Source organism: Sphaerisporangium rubeum (assembly GCF_014207705.1).
GTDB lineage: Bacteria > Actinomycetota > Actinomycetes > Streptosporangiales > Streptosporangiaceae > Sphaerisporangium > Sphaerisporangium rubeum.
This window is the reverse complement of record NZ_JACHIU010000001.1, coordinates 3,786,012-3,803,188: the sequence shown is the minus strand read 5'-3', so window position 1 is coordinate 3,803,188 and position 17,177 is coordinate 3,786,012. Positions and strand designations below refer to the sequence as shown.

Genomic DNA, 17,177 nt, shown 5'->3' with positions numbered 1-17,177 from the left:
ACGATTTATCCCTTTTGTCGGTTTTCCCGTCCGGTCGCCGCCAGGAAGTCCTCCACCAGCCGGCCGGCCTCCCGGGAGAAGTCCAGCACCACCCCGTTCTCGTCGGGACCGAGCGGCTCCAGCGCCGCGTACTGCGAGTCCACCAGCGTCACCGGCATGAAGTGACCCCGCCGCCGCGCCACCCGCCGCCGCACCACCTCCCGGTCACCGTCCAGATGCACGAACAACGCATCCGGCACCTGCTCGCGCAGCACGTCGCGGTACCGCCGCCGCAACGCCGAGCACGTCACCACCCCGCCACCGGCCTGCCCCGCCAGCCACGCCCCCACCCGCCGCAGCCACGGCAACCGGTCGGCGTCCTGCAGCGCGACCCCCGCCGTCATCTTGGCGATGTTGGCCTCCCCGTGGAAATCGTCCGCGTCCGCGAACGGCACCCCCAGCCGCTCCGCCAGGGCCCGCCCCACCGTCGTCTTCCCCGACCCCGACACCCCCATGACCACGAGCAACGGCACCGGCGAGGTTTGCCCGCCGGGGCGGGGGGCAGCGAGCGGAGGGTCGGCGGTGGTCATCGGCGGACCTCACGATCGGGGACGGGTGGCACAGCTGGACACTCCGTGACAGAGTGGCAGAAAAGGTAAGTCATAATCAAGGTAAGAACTCAAAACATCATATGTAAAGGGTGGTTGGCTGGCCTTGCGTCCATATCGTGAGAGGATCGGCGACCGTGGAGGGCAATGACCAGACCAATCCGGCACCCCCGGCCCCACCCCCCGGCACGGTTCCGGCCCCGGCGCACCACTCTGTGACACGACCCCCCAAGGCCGCCCCGCTCACCGCGACCGGGACCGATCCCCAGCCGCCGTCCGGCCGCACAACCACCACAGCCTCCCTCACGGCGTCCACACCAGCCCCGGCGACCGGTCCCGCCGCCATGCCGGCCCCGGCCCACCGCGCGGCGACCGGGCCCGCTCCGCAACCGTCAGGCCGGCCCGCGACCGCGTTCACAGCGTCCGGGGCGACCTCGGCCGATGGTCCCGCCGCCTCGGCGTCCGGTTCGGGCCTGCACGGCGACGTGCTCGACGCTCTCGGCGCGCTGATCACCTCTGGGGACCTGGCCGCCGGCGCCGTGCTGCGTGGCGAGCAGCTGGAACGCCGCTTCGGGGTGTCGCGATCGGTGGTGCGCGAGGCCATCCGTGTCCTTGAGTCGATGGGCCTGGTGACCAGCCGCCGCCGTGTCGGGGTGACCGTCGCACCCCGTGCCGCCTGGAACCTGCTCGACCCGCACGTCATCCGCTGGCGCCTGTCCGGCGGCGACCGCGACTCGTTGCTGCGTTCCCTGACCGACCTGCGCCGCGGCGTGGAACCGGTGGCCGCGGCCCTCGCCGCGGGCAACGCCACCCCGGCCCAGTGCGGCGTGCTGACCGGCGCCGTGATGCGCATGGCCGTCCACGGCCGCGCCGGCGACATCGACGACTACCTGCAGGCCGACATCCTGTTCCACCGCACTCTGCTGGAGGCCTCCGGCAACGAGATGCTGAGCGCACTCACCGGCGTCATCACCGAGGTCCTGCGCGGCCGCTCCCCGCACACCCCGCTCTCCCGCACCGGCGAAGGCGCCGCCATCCGCCGCCACGCCGACGTCGCCGAAGCCATCCAGTCCGGCGACGCCAAAGCCGCCGAACACGCCATGCGCGCCATCGTCGACCACCCTGCCGACCCCCAAGGAAACCACGGACCGGCACCACATCGATGAGGCCGGCCCGGCGTACACACCGGCTTTCCCGTGGCCGCTCTACCCCCGGCCACGACCGGCCTCCCTCGCGGTTGCGGCCATCCCGTGTCCGACCAGGTTTCCCTGCCGGTTGTCCGGTGGCCGTGGTCTCCCGGTCGATCAGCGGCCTTCCCGTGGCCGCTGTGTCCCCGGCTACGACCGGCTTCCTGCGGCTCTCCCCTCCCCGACCGGCTTCCCCCTGGCCGCCGCCCTCCGTCGGCGTCCTGCGGCTCTCCCGTCTCCGACCGGCTTCCCCCTGGCCGCCACCCCTCCGTCCACGTCGGGCTTTCCCCTCGGCGCCGACGCGGTGGGACGCGGTGTGGCGAATCCGGCGCCGTCGTGCGGCGGGTCACCGGCAGGCGGGCCGATGACGTCGAGGTCATCGTCGCGCGGCCGGGTCGCCGGGGCCGTCGCCGGTTCTCAGTCGTGTCCGGCGGGGAGCCACAGGACGCGGTCGGCGGGTGGCGGCAGGAACGGCAGGGTGATCACGGCTTCGGGGGACGCGGCGGGGTTCATGGCGTCCAGGATCAGCAGTTCGGCGCGGCGGCGCGTGTGGTCGTGCACCGGGACGAGCAGTCGGCCGTCGCCCTCGGCGCGGCCGCGTGGCACGAACACCGGCGTCTCGGCGCACAGGCCGGACCGTAAACGCCGCACCCTGCGGGTGCCGGCGGCCAGGTCACAGGTGACCACCGCCTGCCCGCCGGCGTCCAGGCCGAAAAGAACCTGGTGCGGCCGTCCGGCCGTCCGCGGGTCCGCCACCGCGACCCGCGGCGCGTCCCGCAGGGTGCGGCCACCGGCCCCGCCGCGCGGGTCCAGCGTCCAGCGGCGCGTCCCGGCGACGCTGACGACGTCGGCCACGACCCGGCCGTCGCCGTCCTCGAAGGCGTTCACCACCCGCTCCCACGGCTCCACGGTGAACCATTGCGGCACACCGCCACGGGCCCGCAACCCGGCCCGCGCGGGCCGGCCGTGCGGCCGGTAGGGGACCGGGTCGCCCATCAGCTCGGCGGCCCGGCTGTAGGCGACCGGCGGGTCGTACAGCACCGTGAACCGCGCCGTACGCGCCACCACCCTGACCCCGGCCGCGGGATCGGCCGCCGGCATCTCCCCGGGAAGGTCGCCGAGGGTGAGCCGCCGCGCGGCCCCGCCGTCGATCCGGATGCCGCACACCAGCGGCCGCCCGGGACGCCTCGCCGGCCCGATCCGCACCAGGGCCCCGTCCAGTTCCGCGGGGATCACCCCCTGGACGTCGAACGTCCCGGTTCCCGCGGCCGGCCCGGCCACCTGGACAGGAGGCCGGGCCGTACCGGAGGTGTCCACCGGCAGGTCCTGTCGGTCTGTTCCCTCCCCGGCACCGACGGCCGGGCCGCCGGGGTGCGCGGCGGCGGGGCGGGGTCGTGCGGGGGCCCAGGACTGGGCGTGCTCGGTGACGGCCATCGGGGACCTCCGGATACTGGTTTGCATAACGGCGTTATGCCAAAAATAACGGTGTTATGCCATACTCGTCAAGTGAGCCCACGACGATCCGATCCGCGTACCGGCCCCGCGCTGGTGGACATCGCCGCCCGCCTCCTCGCCGACGAGGGCCCCCAGGCCCTGTCGGCACGCCGCCTGGCCACCGAGGCCGGCAGCTCCACCATGGCCGTGTACACCAACTTCGGCGGCATGAGCGGCCTGGTACGCGAAATGGTCTACGAGGGTTTCGCGCGCCTGCAGGACCACTTCCTGCGGGTCGCCGAGACCGCCGACCCGGTGTGCGACATGGTGCTCCTCGGCCGCGCCTACCGGCACAACGCGCTCACCAACCCCCACCTGTACGCGGTCATGTTCGGCGGCGCGTCCCTCGGCGGGTTCTCCCTCGGCGCCGAGGACCGCCAGTACGGCCGCTACACCCTCGGCACCGTCGTCGGCTGCGCCACCCGCTGCCTGACCGCCGGCCGGTTCGCCGTCGGCGACGCCGAGCTGATCGCCCATCAGCTGTGGACGGCCGTGCACGGCCTGGTCACCCTGGAACTGGGGGAGTACCTCATCGAGCCCTGCGACGCCGACCGGGTGTTCGAAGCCCAGCTGGTGGCCCTCATGGTCGGCGCCGGCGACACCCTGACGGCCGCCACCCGCTCGGTCGCCGCCTCCCGCCCCCGCCTGGACACCGAGATCCGTGCCTGACCGCCGTGCCTGACCGCCGTGCGCGTCCCGTCCGGCCGGCGCACCCGCGCCGCGTCCCGGCCGCCGCGGACGTGCCGGTGACGTGAACATCACCGGCGCCGTGGCCGGCGGACGCGCGAGCACGTCGCGAACATCCCCCTATTCTGGAGCGCGTGGCGAATCGAGGGCATCCGGCATCGCGGGACGTGCGCGTCACGCGTGCGAACGCGCGGTTCCAGCAGTGGCAGGCGCTGCTGGGCAACCGGGCCAAGCGGCAGCGGGCCGGGGAGTTCCTGATCCAGGGGGTGCGGCCGATCAGCCTGGTGGTCGAGTCCGGCTGGCCGGTGCGCGCGCTCATCTACGACGCCGAGCGGACGCTGTCGAGGTGGGCCGAGCAGATGCTGGAGACGGCCGGCGGCGAGCGGGTCGCCATGGCCCCCGGCCTGCTGCGGGAGCTCGGCGGCAAGGACGAGGAGACCCCTGAACTGGTCGCGGTGGCCGAGCTGCCGGACGACGAGCTGTCCCGCATCCAGGTGGGACCGTGCTTCCTCGGCGCGGTGTTCGACCGGCCGAACAACCCCGGCAACATCGGCACCATGGCGCGCTCGCTGGACGCGTTCGGCGGCACGGGCCTGATCGTCACCGGGCACGCCGCCGACCCCTATGACCCCCGGTCGGTGCGGGCCTCCACCGGGTCGTTGCTGGCGTTGCCGGTGGTGCGGTCCCCCTCCCACCAGGAGGTGCTGGCGTGGGTGCGGCGACTGCGTGACCAGGGGCGGCCGCTGACGGTGGTGGGGACCGACGAGAGCGGCGCCTTCGACGTCGCCGACCTGGACCTGACCGGCCCCACCCTGCTGGTCATCGGCAACGAGACCACCGGGCTGAGCGCGGGATGGCGGCAGGCGTGCGACACGATGGCGCGCATCCCGATGACCGGCTCCGCCAGTTCCCTGAACGCCGCCGGCGCGGCGACCGTGGTGCTGTACGAGGCCGCCCGCCAGCGCCGCCGGCGCGGCGCGTGACGCCGCGCCGCGCGCCGGTCCGGCGGCGTCCGGCGCGGCGTCCCCCGGCACCGGGGGCCGCGGCCGTCCCGTGACCGGGGGAGCGGGGACGGGAACGGCCGGTGTGGCGGGGATGATCCGGGAGGCCACTGGTGTTCGCCCTGATTCGAAGGGCCGGATCAGCCCCGGCCGTCGGCAGGAACAGGAAGAGGACGAGATGAGCGAGCGCGCGGACCGCACGATCACGGCGCTGCGGTCGGGACTGGACGACCTGGCCGCGCTGGTGCGCGGCCTCACCGAGCAGGACCTGGCGCTGCCTTCCGGAGCCGAGCTGTGGGACGTGTCCCAGGTGCTCAGCCACCTCGGCTCCGGCGCGCAGATCAGCCTCGCCGCGGTGGACGGCGCACTGGAGGGCACCGGCGCGCCGCAGCGCGACGTCATCGAAGGCATATGGGCCCGCTGGGACGCCATGTCCCGCGCCGACCGCGCCGCGGAGTTCCTCACCGCCAACGAGGCCCTGGTGCGCCGCCTGGAGGACCTCACCCCCCACCAGCGCGACACGTTGCGCGTACCGCTGTGGTGGCCGGCGCCGCCGCTGGACGTCGCGGGGTTCACGGCCCTGCGGCTCAGCGAGTTCACCCACCACACCTGGGACGTCCGGGCCGCCGCCGGACCCGCCCCCACCCTGGCCCCCGAAGCGGTGGACCTCCTGCTGGACACCGTCGCCATGCTGGCCGGGTTCGCCGCCAAACCGGGCCGTCTCGGCAGGGCCGCCGAGGTGACCGTCCACACCACCGCCCCGGACCGTACCTTCGGCCTGCTGATCGGCGACACCGTCACCCTCGGCCCCGCCCCCCAGACCCCCGACGCGGTCCTGCACGCACCCGCCGAATGGTGGCTGCGCCTGGTCGCCGGCCGCCACGCCCCTCGCCACACCCCACCCGAGGTGCGCGTCACCGGCACCCTCACCCTGGACGACCTGCGCAAGATCTTCCCCGGCTTCTGACCCGCGCCGCCATCGGGCCGGCGCGTGGTCGTACGGCGCCGGCCCCGCTGGTCCGGCCCCGGCGGCGACGGCGGGCCGGCATGGCGGCGGCGTTCCAACCTGGAGCCCTCCGCCGGAGTTGTTTCGATACATGGACCGTTACGAGGGGTTCCACGAGTTCGTGCGCGCACGTCAGCAGTCGCTGATGCGGACGGCCTACCTGCTCACCGGGAACCCCCACCTCGCCGAGGACCTGCTGCAGACGGTTCTCACCCGTGTCGCCTCGCACTGGCCGAAACTCGCCAAGGACGGCAACCCCGAGGCCTACACCCGTAAAGCCCTGGTGAACCAGACCATCTCCTGGCGCAGGCGCAAACGGGTCGAACTACCGGAGGCCGAGCTGCCGGACACGGCCGAACCGGGCCAGCCGCATGACGAGGCGACCGCGCGCCGTCTCGCGCTGCGTCACGCGCTGGCGACGCTCACGCCGAAGCAGCGGGCCGTGATCGTGCTGCGCTTCTACGAGGACCGCTCCGAGCACGAGACCGCGCGGCTCATGGGGGTCTCGATCGGCACCGTCAAGAGCCAGACCAGCTACGCGCTGTCCAAGCTGCGCGCGCTCGCCCCGCAGGAGGTGTACCGATGAACGACACGTTGCGCGAGGACCTGCGCGCGCTCGCCGAGCAGGCCCCCATCGTCGACCTGGCGGCACAGGCGGTGCGCGGCGCACGCGGAAGACGCGCCGGCCGGCTGGTCGCGGCCGCCGTGACCTGCCTGCTCGCGCTCGGCGGCGCGGCCCTGCTCCTCCCGGTACGTCCCACGCCTGCCACGGTCCTCGCACGGCCGCAGGCCTTGGCCGTGCCGTTGCCGGCGAAGGGGGTCGGGCCGGTGGAGCAGGCCTTCCGGCCGTCCTGCCCCACACGGCCGTGCACCGACGACCGGTGGCGGATCGTGACGCGCCGCGGCGACACCTACCACCTGGGCAAGGAGGCGGCCGGGCCGCTGGAGGTCACGGCGGACGGCCGCAGGATCGCCTACTACGACGCCAGGCGGCGCCGCATCGTCGTACGCGACCTGGCGAGCGGCACGACGTGGCAGGCGCCGCTGAAGCAGCCCGCGGAGGACTTCACGGCCGAGTACGCGCTGCGGCTGTCGCCTGACGGGCTGCGTTTCGTCGTGTCGGGGTGGGGCGGCCGGCGGGAGCCGCACACGCTGGTGGACGTGGAGCGCGGAACGGTGACCGACCTCGAACGGGGATGGTGGCCGGTGAGCGTGTCGGACGGCTCGGGACCGGTCGTGCTGGCCAAGCCGCACGACACGACCAGCCAGGTGTGGGTGCTCGGCCATGACCCGGTCACCATCGGGGACTTCACCTACTCCTACAGTGGTCTGGCACCGGACGGCCGGACGCTCGCGCGGCTCGGGCAGACCACCGGCCGGAACCGGCAGCCGACGGTGCGGCAGGACGGGTCCCTCGTCACCTTCGACGCGACACGGGCCGGCCGCGACAACCGCACCATGATCTCCGGGCTGCCGCGAGGGCTCCACCCGTCGCGGCTCGGGAGCTGGCTGAACGCCACGGAGGTGACTCTGCTGGCCGTCCCCGAGTCTCCCCGCGGGGCCACGCCTGCGGTCTACGCGGTGGACGTGCGCACGGGCACAAGCAGGAAACTGTTCACCGTGCGTGAGGACGGCCGGGCCGTGGTGCCGGGGCTGGTGCGCTGAGCACGCCGTTCGGACCGGCGGTGAGAAGACCGCCGCGCTGTGGTGTCTCCGCCTCTGCGCCGGCCCCGTTTCCCCCTGGACACCGCCGCTCCGCGCGGCACTGCCGGCCGTCCCCTCACCGGTGTGACGTGTGATTCGCTTCCTCGTCGGCCCCCGCGGCCGATGTGGCGGCGGGGACGATGATCCGCCACGCGGCGGGGGTGATCGTCCAGGTCCTGCGGGTCACCGGTCCGGTGAGCTCGCCGTCGGCGTTCACCCGCATCGGCGGGCCCTGGACGGCGACCGCCGCGCCGCGCAGCGTCACCACCGTGTCCTGCCGGCCGTGCCGGCCGAGGCGCAGCAGCACCCCGTACGCCAGGCGCCGCAGCGGGCCGGTGGAGAACGACACCACCACGTCGGCCAGGCCGTCGTCGGGGGTGGCCCGCGGCGCCAGGGGGGTGCCGCCGCCGATGGTGGCGCCGTTGCCGACGCCGACCATCAGCACCCGGCGCCGCCCGTCGGCGACCACCGTGCCGTCGACCTCGACCCGCAACGGCCAGCCCCGCACCCCGATCCCCGCGGCCAGCGCGCCGACCGGGTAGGCCAGCCGCCGCAGCACCGGTTTGAGCGCCGAGGCCGCACGGCTCGCCGTCACCCCCACCCCGAGGTGCACGGCGTTCACCACGACGCCGCCCTGGTCGTCGCGCAGCAGGTCCATGGGCCGTTCCACCCCGCCGGCCACCACCCGCGCCGCCTGTTCGGGGTCCAGCGGGATGCCGAGCGACCGCGCCATGTCGTTGCCTGTGCCGAGCGGGACCAGCCCCACCGTACGGGTCCCCAGTTCCCCCCGCTCGGCCAGCGCCGCGACCACCGCGTGCAGCGTGCCGTCGCCGCCGACCGCCACCGGATCCCGCTCCGGCTCGCGCGCCAGCGCGCGCGCCAGCCCTTCGGGCCCGCCGGTCTCGGCCTCCACCGCGTCGGCGCCGTCCCGCAGCACCTCCATGACGCGCCGGTGCGCCTCGTCGCCGGCCCCGCCCGCCGAGGGGTTCTTCAGCACCAGCACCCGCCGCATCCCCGCACCGCCCTCCGCCGTCCCGGCGCGCCGCCGCACCGGCCCACCCCTGCTCTCCCCGGCACGACCTACCCGGCACCATCCGCCGAAACCACTCGCCGGAACCACCCGCCGCGACGCCACCCCCGCCCCGGTCCCGGCCCCGGCACACCGCGTGCCGGCGGGCCCGGCAACCTCCGGCACAACAACCCCCCAACAGTCCATATAACCGCTGTTCAGCGGAAATTCTGGGGCATAACCGGCATGTAGCTTGTTCGTCGCACCACCCGGGGGCACCGATGACCACACACGAAACCGGCAAGACAGCCAAAGACGTCATGCACCAAGGCGCGCAGTGCATCGGTGAGCACGACAGCCTGCGCACCGCCGCGCAGATGATGCGCGACCTCGGCGTCGGCGCACTGCCGATCTGCGGCGAGGACGACCGCCTCAAAGGGATCATCACCGACCGTGACATCGTCGTCAAATGCTGCGCCGAGGACGGCGACCTGGACCGCACCACCGCCGGTCAGCTCGCCGAAGGCGGACTGGTCTGGGTGGAGGCCGGCACCCGCGTCGAGGAGGCCCTGGACGTGATGGCACGCCACCAGATCAAGCGCATCCCCGTCATCGACCACCACCGCCTCGTCGGCATGATCAGCGAAGCCGACCTGGCCAGGGAACTCCCCGACGAGGAACTCGCCGAGTTCGTCCACCGCGTCTACGCCGGCACCTGACCGCACCCGGGCCGGCCACAGGTCGACACCGGCACCGGGCACCCGCGTCACGGCCTGGCCGGCGGCGCTCACCCGCCACCGGCCAGGCCCCGGCCCGCACCCTCGCGGCGCGCCGCGCAGGCGCGCGCCGCTCATGTCGCGGCCCGGCCGTCCCGCACCACCGGCACAACGGGGGGAGCGGGGGAACGGGGGAGCGGCAGGGCCGCGTCACGCGGTGGCCGCCACCGGGTCCGCGGTGACCGGGTCCGCCGGCGGGACGGTGAGCCCGCCACCGAACACCCCACCGGGGTCCCAGGCGCGTCTCACCTCACGCAGCGCACGCCAGTCCGCCGCCGTGTACGCCGACTCCACCCGCGACGGGTCGTCCAGGAAGTTCAGGAACGACCCACCCGTCACATACGGAGCCACCCCCTCCACCAGGTGCGGGACACGCTCGTCCAGCGTCACCGACAACGGCACCCCGCGGTGCCCCACCGGGCCCGCGTCCGCGGCCGGACGCGCCATCGCGCCACCCCAGTGCCGCACCTCGACCGCCGACACCGGCGACCCCGCACCCTCCACGGCGCCGGCCAGCACCCCGATCAGCCCGTCAGGCAGGTCACCGGCCAGTTCCACCTGCGCCGGCCGCACACCCCCCATCGCGGCGTCCCCGAACGGCACCGGCGCCACATCGTCGTACAGCACCGGGCCACCCACCGCGCGCAACGGCCGCAGCACCCGCTCGGCCCGCTCCGCGCCACCGCACGACAGCGCCTTCAGCACTACCGCACCCCGGCCCCGCACCGCCGCCGGGACCTCCGCCGAATCCGGCATCCGCCGCAGCAGCACCGCCGTGCTCAGCCAGTCCGGCGCCGACCGCGTCCACTCCCGGTAACACCCCAGCACCTCCGCCGCACGTTCCGCCGCGAAATACACCGCCCCCGCGTACACCTCCCGCACCGGATACAACCGGAACGTCAACGACGTCACCACCCCGAAACTCCCCCCACCTCCGCGCAAGGCCCAGAACAGATCCGCGTGCCGCGCCGCGTCCACCGCGACCTCCCGGCCGTCCGCCGTCACCACCCGCGCACCCGTCACACTGTCGGCCGCGAACCCGTACCGCCGGGCCAGCCACCCCACCCCGCCACCGAGGGTGAACCCCGTCACCCCCACATCGGGGGACGACCCGCAGAGCGGCGCCAGGCCGTGCGCCGCCGCGGCCGCGACCACCTGCCCCCACCGCGCACCCGGCCCGACCCGCGCCACCCGCGCCGCCGCGTCCACCACCACCTCGTCCAGCCTCCCGGTCCGCACCAGCACCGCGCCGTCACACGGCACATGCGTCCCATGCCCGGTCGCCTGCACCACCACCGGCACCCCGCACCCCGCCGCCACCTCCACAGCGGCCCGCACATCACCGGCCGCACCGGCCTCCACCACCGCCACCGGCCACGGGTCCACCGAGTCGTACAACGCACGCCGCGCCTGGTCGTACCCCCCGTCCCCGGGCAGATGCACCACCCCCGCCACCCCGGCCCGCAACCGCCGCCACACCCCACCACCGGCCACCGACATCACCGCACCCCCATCCTCTCGCCATCGCGCCGAAACCACCCCCCGTGACACCCACGCGAGGCGGAACGGGCCACGAACCGGCCCGCACCCCCCACCCTGCCCCACCCCCTTTACCGCCCCCTGACCACCGCCTTACGGCCCCCACCCCTTCACCCCGCAAAACCACCCACCCCACCCCGCACCACCCCGCGTGACACCGTGAAACCCCACCCCCACCGGCGTTATCGTGACATCCATGCGTTTTGGCGTGCTGGGGCCCTTGACAGCCTGGACGGCCGGCGACCACCCCGTCACCATCCCCGGCCGCAAAGTCCGCGCGCTCCTGGCCGACCTGCTCGCCCACGACGGCCGCCCCGTCCCCGCCGACCGCCTCATCGACGACCTGTGGGCCGGCCGGCCCCCCGCCAACGCCACCGGCGCACTGTCGGCGAAAATCTCCCAGCTGCGCCGCGCACTCGACGACGCCCACCCCGGAGCCCGCACCCTGCTCGCCGCGCACCCCGCCGGCTACCGCCTCCACATCGACCCCACCACCGCCGACCACCTGCGCTTCACCGACCTGCTCACCAAAGCCCGCACCACCACCGACCCCCACACCAAAGCCACCCGCCTCACCGACGCACTCGCCCTGTGGCGCGGCCCCGCCTTCGCCGACTTCCACGACGAACCATTCCTGCGGCCCACCATCACCCGCCTGGAAGAACAACACCTCACCGCCCGCGAAGAACACGCCGAAACCCGCCTGCACCTCGGCGAACACACCCAACTCGCCGACGAACTCACCGAACTGCTCCGCCACCACCCCCTGCGGGAACGCCTGCGCGCCACCCACATGCGCGCCCTGTACCGCTCCGGCCGCCAGAGCGAAGCCCTCGACAGCTACCACCACCTGCGCGACCACCTCGCCGACGAACTCGGCCTCGACCCCTCCGCGCACCTCACCCGCCTCCACCACGCCATCCTCACCCACGACCCCACCCTCGACACCCCCGCCCCACCTCCGGCCCCCCGGCCTCCCACCGCGCCACCACCCCCCGCGCTGCCCCTGCCCCTCACCCCCCTCATCGGCCGCGACGACGCCCTCACCGCCATCACCACCCAGCTCACCACCAGCCGCCTGGTCACCCTCACCGGACCCGGGGGAGTAGGCAAGACCCGCCTCGCCCTGGAAACCGCCACCCGCCTCGCCCCCACCTACCCCGACGGCGTCCACCTCGTCGAACTCGCCGCCCTCGACCACACCGGCACCACCGGAACCCTCACCGCCGTCGCCAACCACCTCACCACCACCCTCGGCATCCGCGACACCACCGGCACCCCCACCACCCCCCTCGACCGCCTCACCACCACCCTGCGCGACCGCACCATGCTCCTCATCCTCGACAACTGCGAACACCTCATCGACCACGCCGCCCACCTCACCACCCACCTCCTGCGCACCGCCCCCGGCCTGCGCGTCCTCGCCACCAGCCAAGAACCCCTCGCCATCCCCGGCGAAACCGTCTGGAACGTCCCACCCCTGGACGTCCCCACCCCCGGCCACGACCCCCGCCACGCCGCCGCCGTCCAACTGTTCACCCAGCGCGCCACCGCCGCCACCCGCGACTTCACCCTCGACGACACCACCACCCCCGCCGTCGCCACCCTGTGCCGCCGCCTCGACGGCATCCCCCTGGCCCTCGAACTCGCCGCCACCAAAGTCCCCGCACTCGGCGTCCACGGCCTCGTCGCCCGCCTCGACGACCGATTCCGCCTCCTCGCCACCGGCCACCGCGGCGCACCACCCCGCCAGCAAACCCTCACCGCCATGATCGACTGGAGCTTCGAACTCCTCACCCCCGACGAGCAAACCGTCCTGCGCCGCCTCGCCGTCCACGCCGACGGCTGCACCCTCGACACCGCCGAAGCCACCACCTCCGGCCCCGGACTACCCCCCACCGCCGTCCCCGCCATCCTCACCCGCCTCGTCGACCGCTCCCTGCTCACCGCCACCCACACCCCCGACGGCCCCCGCTACCGCCTGCTGGAATCAGTCGCCCACTACTGCACCGGCCACCTCCACCACACCGGCGAACTCCCCGAACTCCGCACCCGCCACCTCCACCACTACACCACCCTCGCCGAAACCGCCGCCCCCCACCTCCACGGCCCCCGCCAACGCCACTGGCTCCACCACCTCGACACCGAAACCCCCAACCTGCGCCTCGCCCTCGACACCGCACTCACCACCGGCCACCCCACCCACGCACTCCGCCTCACCACCGCACTCACCTGGTACTGGTTCCTCCGCGGCCGCCTCACCGAAGCCCGCACCAGCCTCCACGCCGCACTCACCACCCCAACCACCCACGAAACCACCAGCGACGACCTCACCACCCTGCGCGCACTCGCCACCACCTGGCACACCGGCATCACCCTCATGCACGGCACCCCACCCACCGGCACCCCACCCCCCACCGGCGGCGACCCCACCACCCTCGCCCGCGCACGCTGGTTCCACGCCTACGCCGCCATCGACACCGGCGACCTCACCACCACCACCCACCTCCTCCACCACGCCCACACCGCATTCACCACCACCGGCGACCACTGGGGCAACGCCGCCGTCCACCTCACCCACGCCAAACTCGCCCACCTCCGCGGCGACCTCACCGCCCTCGACCACCACGCACGCCACGCCGCCACCACCTTCCACACCCTCGGCGACACCTGGGGCCACCTCCAAGCCACCGGATGGCTCGGCGCACACGCCGAAATGACCGGCGACCACACCACCGCCAACCGCCTCCACCACGACAGCCTCCACATGGCCCGCCAACTCGACCTATGGCCCGACATCGCCGGCGAACTCGCCTGGCTCGGCTGGATCGCCATGCAACAAGCCGACTACACCACCGCCACCGACCTGTGCCACCAAGCCGCCACCCTCGCCACCAGCCACGGCTACCACCCCCTGCGCATCTTCGCCGAAATGGGCCTCGGCTTCACCGCACGCAAAGCCGGCCACCTCGACACCGCCGAAACCCACCTCCGCACCGTCCTCGACACCACCCCCGGCGACCACACCCCCGCACCCCACCTCCCCATGGTCCACACCGAACTCGGCTACCTCGCCGAACTCCGCGGCGACCCCACCACCGCACGCACCCACCACCTCCACGCACTCACCCTCGCCGAACGCTTCGACGCACCCCGCGAAAAAATCCTCGCCCTCGAAGGACTCGCCGGCGCACTCACCCTCACCGGCCACCACACCCACGCCGCCCACCTCCTCGGCGCCGCACACACCCTCCGCACCACCACCGCACTCCCACCCGCACCCGCCGAACAAACCGACATCAACCGCATCACCACCCGCGCACGCCACGCACTCGGCGACACCCCCTACACCCAAGCCCACCACCACGGCACCACCCTCACCCCCCACCAGACCACCACCCTCGCCACCACCCCACCCACCTGAAACCCCGAAGGGCCGGCCCCCAGGTCTGGCAACCAGGGACCGGCCCCATCATCGGCCCGGCTGCGGTTCGGGCCGAGCTCACAGAAAACCCCCTACCTCACCCCAACGCCCCCACCACCACATCCGACACCACACCCACCGTCGTGAAATCACCCGGCGTGAAACTCACCTTCGTCACCGCCAGCACCGTCCCCGACCCCAGATCCGCATCCGCCGAACTCCCATCCGCACCCGGCCACCCGATCACCGGACCCGGCGGGGGAGAAGCCACCGGCCGCATCAAGCTGTACCCCAGACCGTACTGCGTCGGATACCCGAAGATCTCGTCCACACCCTGCGACGCCACCCCCGACACCTCCTTCAACCGCTCCGGCGAGATCAACCGCACCCCGTCCACCGGCCCCAGCAACGCCGCGTACACCCGCGCCAGCCCACGCGCCGTCACCGTCCCACCCGCCGGGATCTCCGCCGCCAGATAATCCGGCCGGTTGCACAACTCCGCACTCAACTGCACCGCACGCGGAGCGATCTTGAAGAACGTCGGCATCATCGCCTCCAGCTGATCCAGATCAACCGGCGGACCCGACGCCTCCAACCTCGCCACCCGCGAAAGCTCCTCACGCGGCACCGCCAGGAACACCTCGTCCGCCACCCCCAACGGACCCGCCACCCGCTCCGCCAGCACCTGCGAGATCCGCTTCCCCGTCACCCGCCGCACCACCTCACCCACCAGATAACCGAACGTCTGCGGGTGATACCCCACCTTCGTCCCCGGCTCCCACCACGGCTCCGCCGCCGCCAGCGCCGCCGTCATCCTCTCCCAGTCGAACAGATCCTCCGGCGTCGTGTCCGCCGGCACCGCCGGCAACCCCACCGTGAAATCCAGCACCTGACGCAACGTCGCCCGCTCCTTGCCGGCCACCCCGAACTCCGGCCACACCTCCGCGATCGGCACGTCGTAATCCAGCACCCCCTCCTCCGCCAGCGTATGCACCACCGCCGACGTCAACCCCTTCCCCGTCGACGAACTGTAGATCGGCGTGTCCGACGTCAGCACACGCCCCGACTCCGCGTCCGCCACCCCCGCGACCGCGTCCACCACCAACTCACCCTCCCGGTACACCGCCACCTGCAGACCCCGCTCCGCACCCGAAGCCACCAGCCCGTCGATCGCGTCCTGCACCAGCCGCTGAACATCACCCATCACTACGTCCCTGCCTCTCTTCGTCGTGAAAAACACCCGGAAACCCGGACGAACCCTGCCGCACTACGCCTCACGCCACGTACGGCCGCCGCACCCGCGCCTCACGCAACGCCAGACCCCACCACGCCAACTGATCCAGCGTGACCCCCGCCTCCGCCACGAAACCGGCACCCGCCCGCGGCCAACTCCCATCAGCCGCGAACCACTCCCAGTAACAACGAAGACTCACACAGCTGCGAATCGGCACCGCATTCACCTCCACGAACACCTGCCGCAACTGCGCCACCGCCTGCAACCCCCCCGACTCACGGCCATACGCCACAAAAGCCACCGGCTTCGCCTGCCACTCCTCATAGAACCAGTCGATCGCCGTCTTCAACGGCGCAGGAAAACTCTGGTTGTACTCCGGAGTCACCACCACGAACGCATCCGCCGCCGCCAGCCGCCGCGACACAGCACGCACCGCCGGGGGAGCGGCCTCATCCTGATCCGCCAGCGTCTCCGGCAACCGCGCCTCGGCCAGGTCGACCACATCGACGACCATGTCCCCACGCCGCGCCGCACGCCCCACGAACCAGCCCGCCACCGTAGGCCCGAACCGCCCGCTCCGCGTACTGGCGACGATCACCACCACCCGCAACGGATCCTCACCCGCCATCTCCGAGCCTCCCACCCTCGCCCCGACCAGCACCCCCACCCTGCCACCACCCCTTTACGGCTCCCTTCCCGCCGCCTTACGGCCCCCGCCGAACCAGGGGAGAGGCTCACGAAACCCCAGGCCGGGGGAGTGGACCCACCAAGAGCGGCCCCGGCCGCGCGGCGACTTCGCGCACCCACCCGCAAGCGTCGACCGTGTCCGTGCACCGCGGCCACCCGCGCGCCGGACCGGTCGCACCGTGCCGTGGGGAAACCGCCAACTCGTGCCAACTCCGGCGGATCCCCGTACTGCTCTCTAACCGGACAGAATCCAGCTTCTGTCCGGTATAAGACGATTTCCGCAGGTCGCAGATAGTGGCCGGCCGATCAATAGGCAGCCGGTTTCATGGAAATTGACAGATGGACGACACATCACTCACGTCACCTATCGGTCATGATCGCTAGAGCGACCTCATCGATGGACACCCCACGAAGATCGTTTCGCGCGTATCGTCCCGCACGCAGTGAAGATCGTTTCGCAGACGAACGCCACTGGTGAAACTCTCCGTGGCCATCGGCTTCAGGGTTCTCGGCGCCGAGGCTGTGGGAAGCCGTACGACGGATCACCCGTTGAGCGGCCGGGTTCTCCGCGATGGACCGATGCTGGAGCGTCTGGACCTGCAAGTCGATTCCGCCAAGTCGATTCCGCCGGGGTTGACGCAGCGCCTGCGTGCGAGCTCGGCGTGCGGCGAGAGTGATCGGGTGCGCATGGGTGCAGGTTTGGTGCAGGCTCTTGTCACCCCTCTCAGCGGTCACCTACCTCCGTTTTTCATGCATAATCGCACTTATGCTGCATTCATGATTCCGTCTCCCCAGGCGCCATCGGACCCGTCACCGCAGCCCCGGCGCGGTCCGCCGCGACA

Annotated in this window: 14 protein-coding genes; 8 read left to right on the top strand and 6 right to left on the bottom strand. The window is 72.9% G+C overall.

The window, feature by feature from the left end:
* Nucleotides 1–5: 5 nt before the first annotated feature.
* Nucleotides 6–569 (bottom strand): gluconokinase, encoded by a 564-nt coding sequence (locus tag BJ992_RS16350; protein WP_221474849.1) that lies wholly within the window; start codon nucleotides 567–569, stop codon nucleotides 6–8.
* A 155-nt stretch (nucleotides 570–724) separates the two neighbouring features.
* Here BJ992_RS16350 and BJ992_RS16345 point away from each other — a divergent pair, with 155 nt between their 5' ends.
* Nucleotides 725–1,753: a FadR/GntR family transcriptional regulator gene (locus BJ992_RS16345; protein WP_343072696.1), complete on the top strand. Its 1,029-nt coding sequence runs from the start codon at nucleotides 725–727 to the stop codon at nucleotides 1,751–1,753.
* Nucleotides 1,754–2,191: 438 nt separating this feature from the next.
* Here the strand turns inward: BJ992_RS16345 and BJ992_RS16340 are convergent, their stop codons facing one another.
* Nucleotides 2,192–3,208: a carotenoid oxygenase family protein gene (locus BJ992_RS16340; RefSeq protein ID WP_184981880.1), complete on the bottom strand. Its 1,017-nt coding sequence runs from the start codon at nucleotides 3,206–3,208 to the stop codon at nucleotides 2,192–2,194.
* Nucleotides 3,209–3,280: 72 nt separating this feature from the next.
* Between BJ992_RS16340 and BJ992_RS16335 the strand changes: the two genes are divergently transcribed.
* The 5 genes from BJ992_RS16335 to BJ992_RS16315 all read left to right on the top strand — a co-directional run bounded on the left by BJ992_RS16335 (nucleotide 3,281) and on the right by BJ992_RS16315 (nucleotide 7,627).
* Nucleotides 3,281–3,937 carry a WHG domain-containing protein gene (locus BJ992_RS16335; protein ID WP_184981878.1) on the top strand — a complete coding sequence of 219 codons (657 nt, stop codon included), beginning with the start codon at nucleotides 3,281–3,283 and terminating at the stop codon, nucleotides 3,935–3,937.
* Between the two features lie 152 nt (nucleotides 3,938–4,089).
* Nucleotides 4,090–4,938: a TrmH family RNA methyltransferase gene (locus BJ992_RS16330; RefSeq protein ID WP_343072695.1), complete on the top strand. Its 849-nt coding sequence runs from the start codon at nucleotides 4,090–4,092 to the stop codon at nucleotides 4,936–4,938.
* Nucleotides 4,939–5,134: 196 nt separating this feature from the next.
* Nucleotides 5,135–5,923: a maleylpyruvate isomerase family mycothiol-dependent enzyme gene (locus BJ992_RS16325; protein WP_184981876.1), complete on the top strand. Its 789-nt coding sequence runs from the start codon at nucleotides 5,135–5,137 to the stop codon at nucleotides 5,921–5,923.
* A gap of 130 nt (nucleotides 5,924–6,053) precedes the next feature.
* Entirely contained in the window at nucleotides 6,054–6,548 is a 495-nt protein-coding gene (locus BJ992_RS16320; RefSeq protein WP_184981874.1) for a SigE family RNA polymerase sigma factor, read from the top strand.
* Entirely contained in the window at nucleotides 6,545–7,627 is a 1,083-nt protein-coding gene (locus BJ992_RS16315; RefSeq protein ID WP_184981872.1) for a TolB-like translocation protein, read from the top strand. Before BJ992_RS16320 ends, BJ992_RS16315 begins: the two co-directional genes overlap by 4 nt.
* Nucleotides 7,628–7,742: 115 nt before the next feature.
* Here the strand turns inward: BJ992_RS16315 and BJ992_RS16310 are convergent, their stop codons facing one another.
* Entirely contained in the window at nucleotides 7,743–8,717 is a 975-nt protein-coding gene (locus BJ992_RS16310; RefSeq protein WP_343072694.1) for a diacylglycerol/lipid kinase family protein, read from the bottom strand.
* Between the two features lie 239 nt (nucleotides 8,718–8,956).
* Here BJ992_RS16310 and BJ992_RS16305 point away from each other — a divergent pair, with 239 nt between their 5' ends.
* On the top strand, nucleotides 8,957–9,394 hold the full coding sequence (locus BJ992_RS16305; RefSeq protein ID WP_184981870.1) for a CBS domain-containing protein: 438 nt from the start codon (nucleotides 8,957–8,959) through the stop codon (nucleotides 9,392–9,394).
* 207 nt (nucleotides 9,395–9,601) lie between these two features.
* Here the strand turns inward: BJ992_RS16305 and BJ992_RS33805 are convergent, their stop codons facing one another.
* Complete coding sequence (locus BJ992_RS33805) at nucleotides 9,602–10,951, bottom strand: FAD-binding oxidoreductase (protein WP_184981868.1); 1,350 nt, start codon at nucleotides 10,949–10,951, stop codon at nucleotides 9,602–9,604.
* Nucleotides 10,952–11,186: 235 nt separating this feature from the next.
* Between BJ992_RS33805 and BJ992_RS16295 the strand changes: the two genes are divergently transcribed.
* Nucleotides 11,187–14,414 carry an ATP-binding protein gene (locus BJ992_RS16295; RefSeq protein WP_184981866.1) on the top strand — a complete coding sequence of 1,076 codons (3,228 nt, stop codon included), beginning with the start codon at nucleotides 11,187–11,189 and terminating at the stop codon, nucleotides 14,412–14,414.
* A gap of 97 nt (nucleotides 14,415–14,511) precedes the next feature.
* Here the strand turns inward: BJ992_RS16295 and BJ992_RS16290 are convergent, their stop codons facing one another.
* Together BJ992_RS16290 and BJ992_RS16285 are read right to left on the bottom strand one after the other, a co-directional pair.
* A complete protein-coding gene (locus BJ992_RS16290) occupies nucleotides 14,512–15,618 on the bottom strand; it encodes a serine hydrolase domain-containing protein (protein ID WP_184981864.1) in 1,107 nt (368 codons plus the stop codon).
* Between the two features lie 70 nt (nucleotides 15,619–15,688).
* Entirely contained in the window at nucleotides 15,689–16,276 is a 588-nt protein-coding gene (locus BJ992_RS16285) for an NADPH-dependent FMN reductase (RefSeq protein ID WP_184981862.1), read from the bottom strand.
* Nucleotides 16,277–17,177 lie beyond the last annotated feature (901 nt).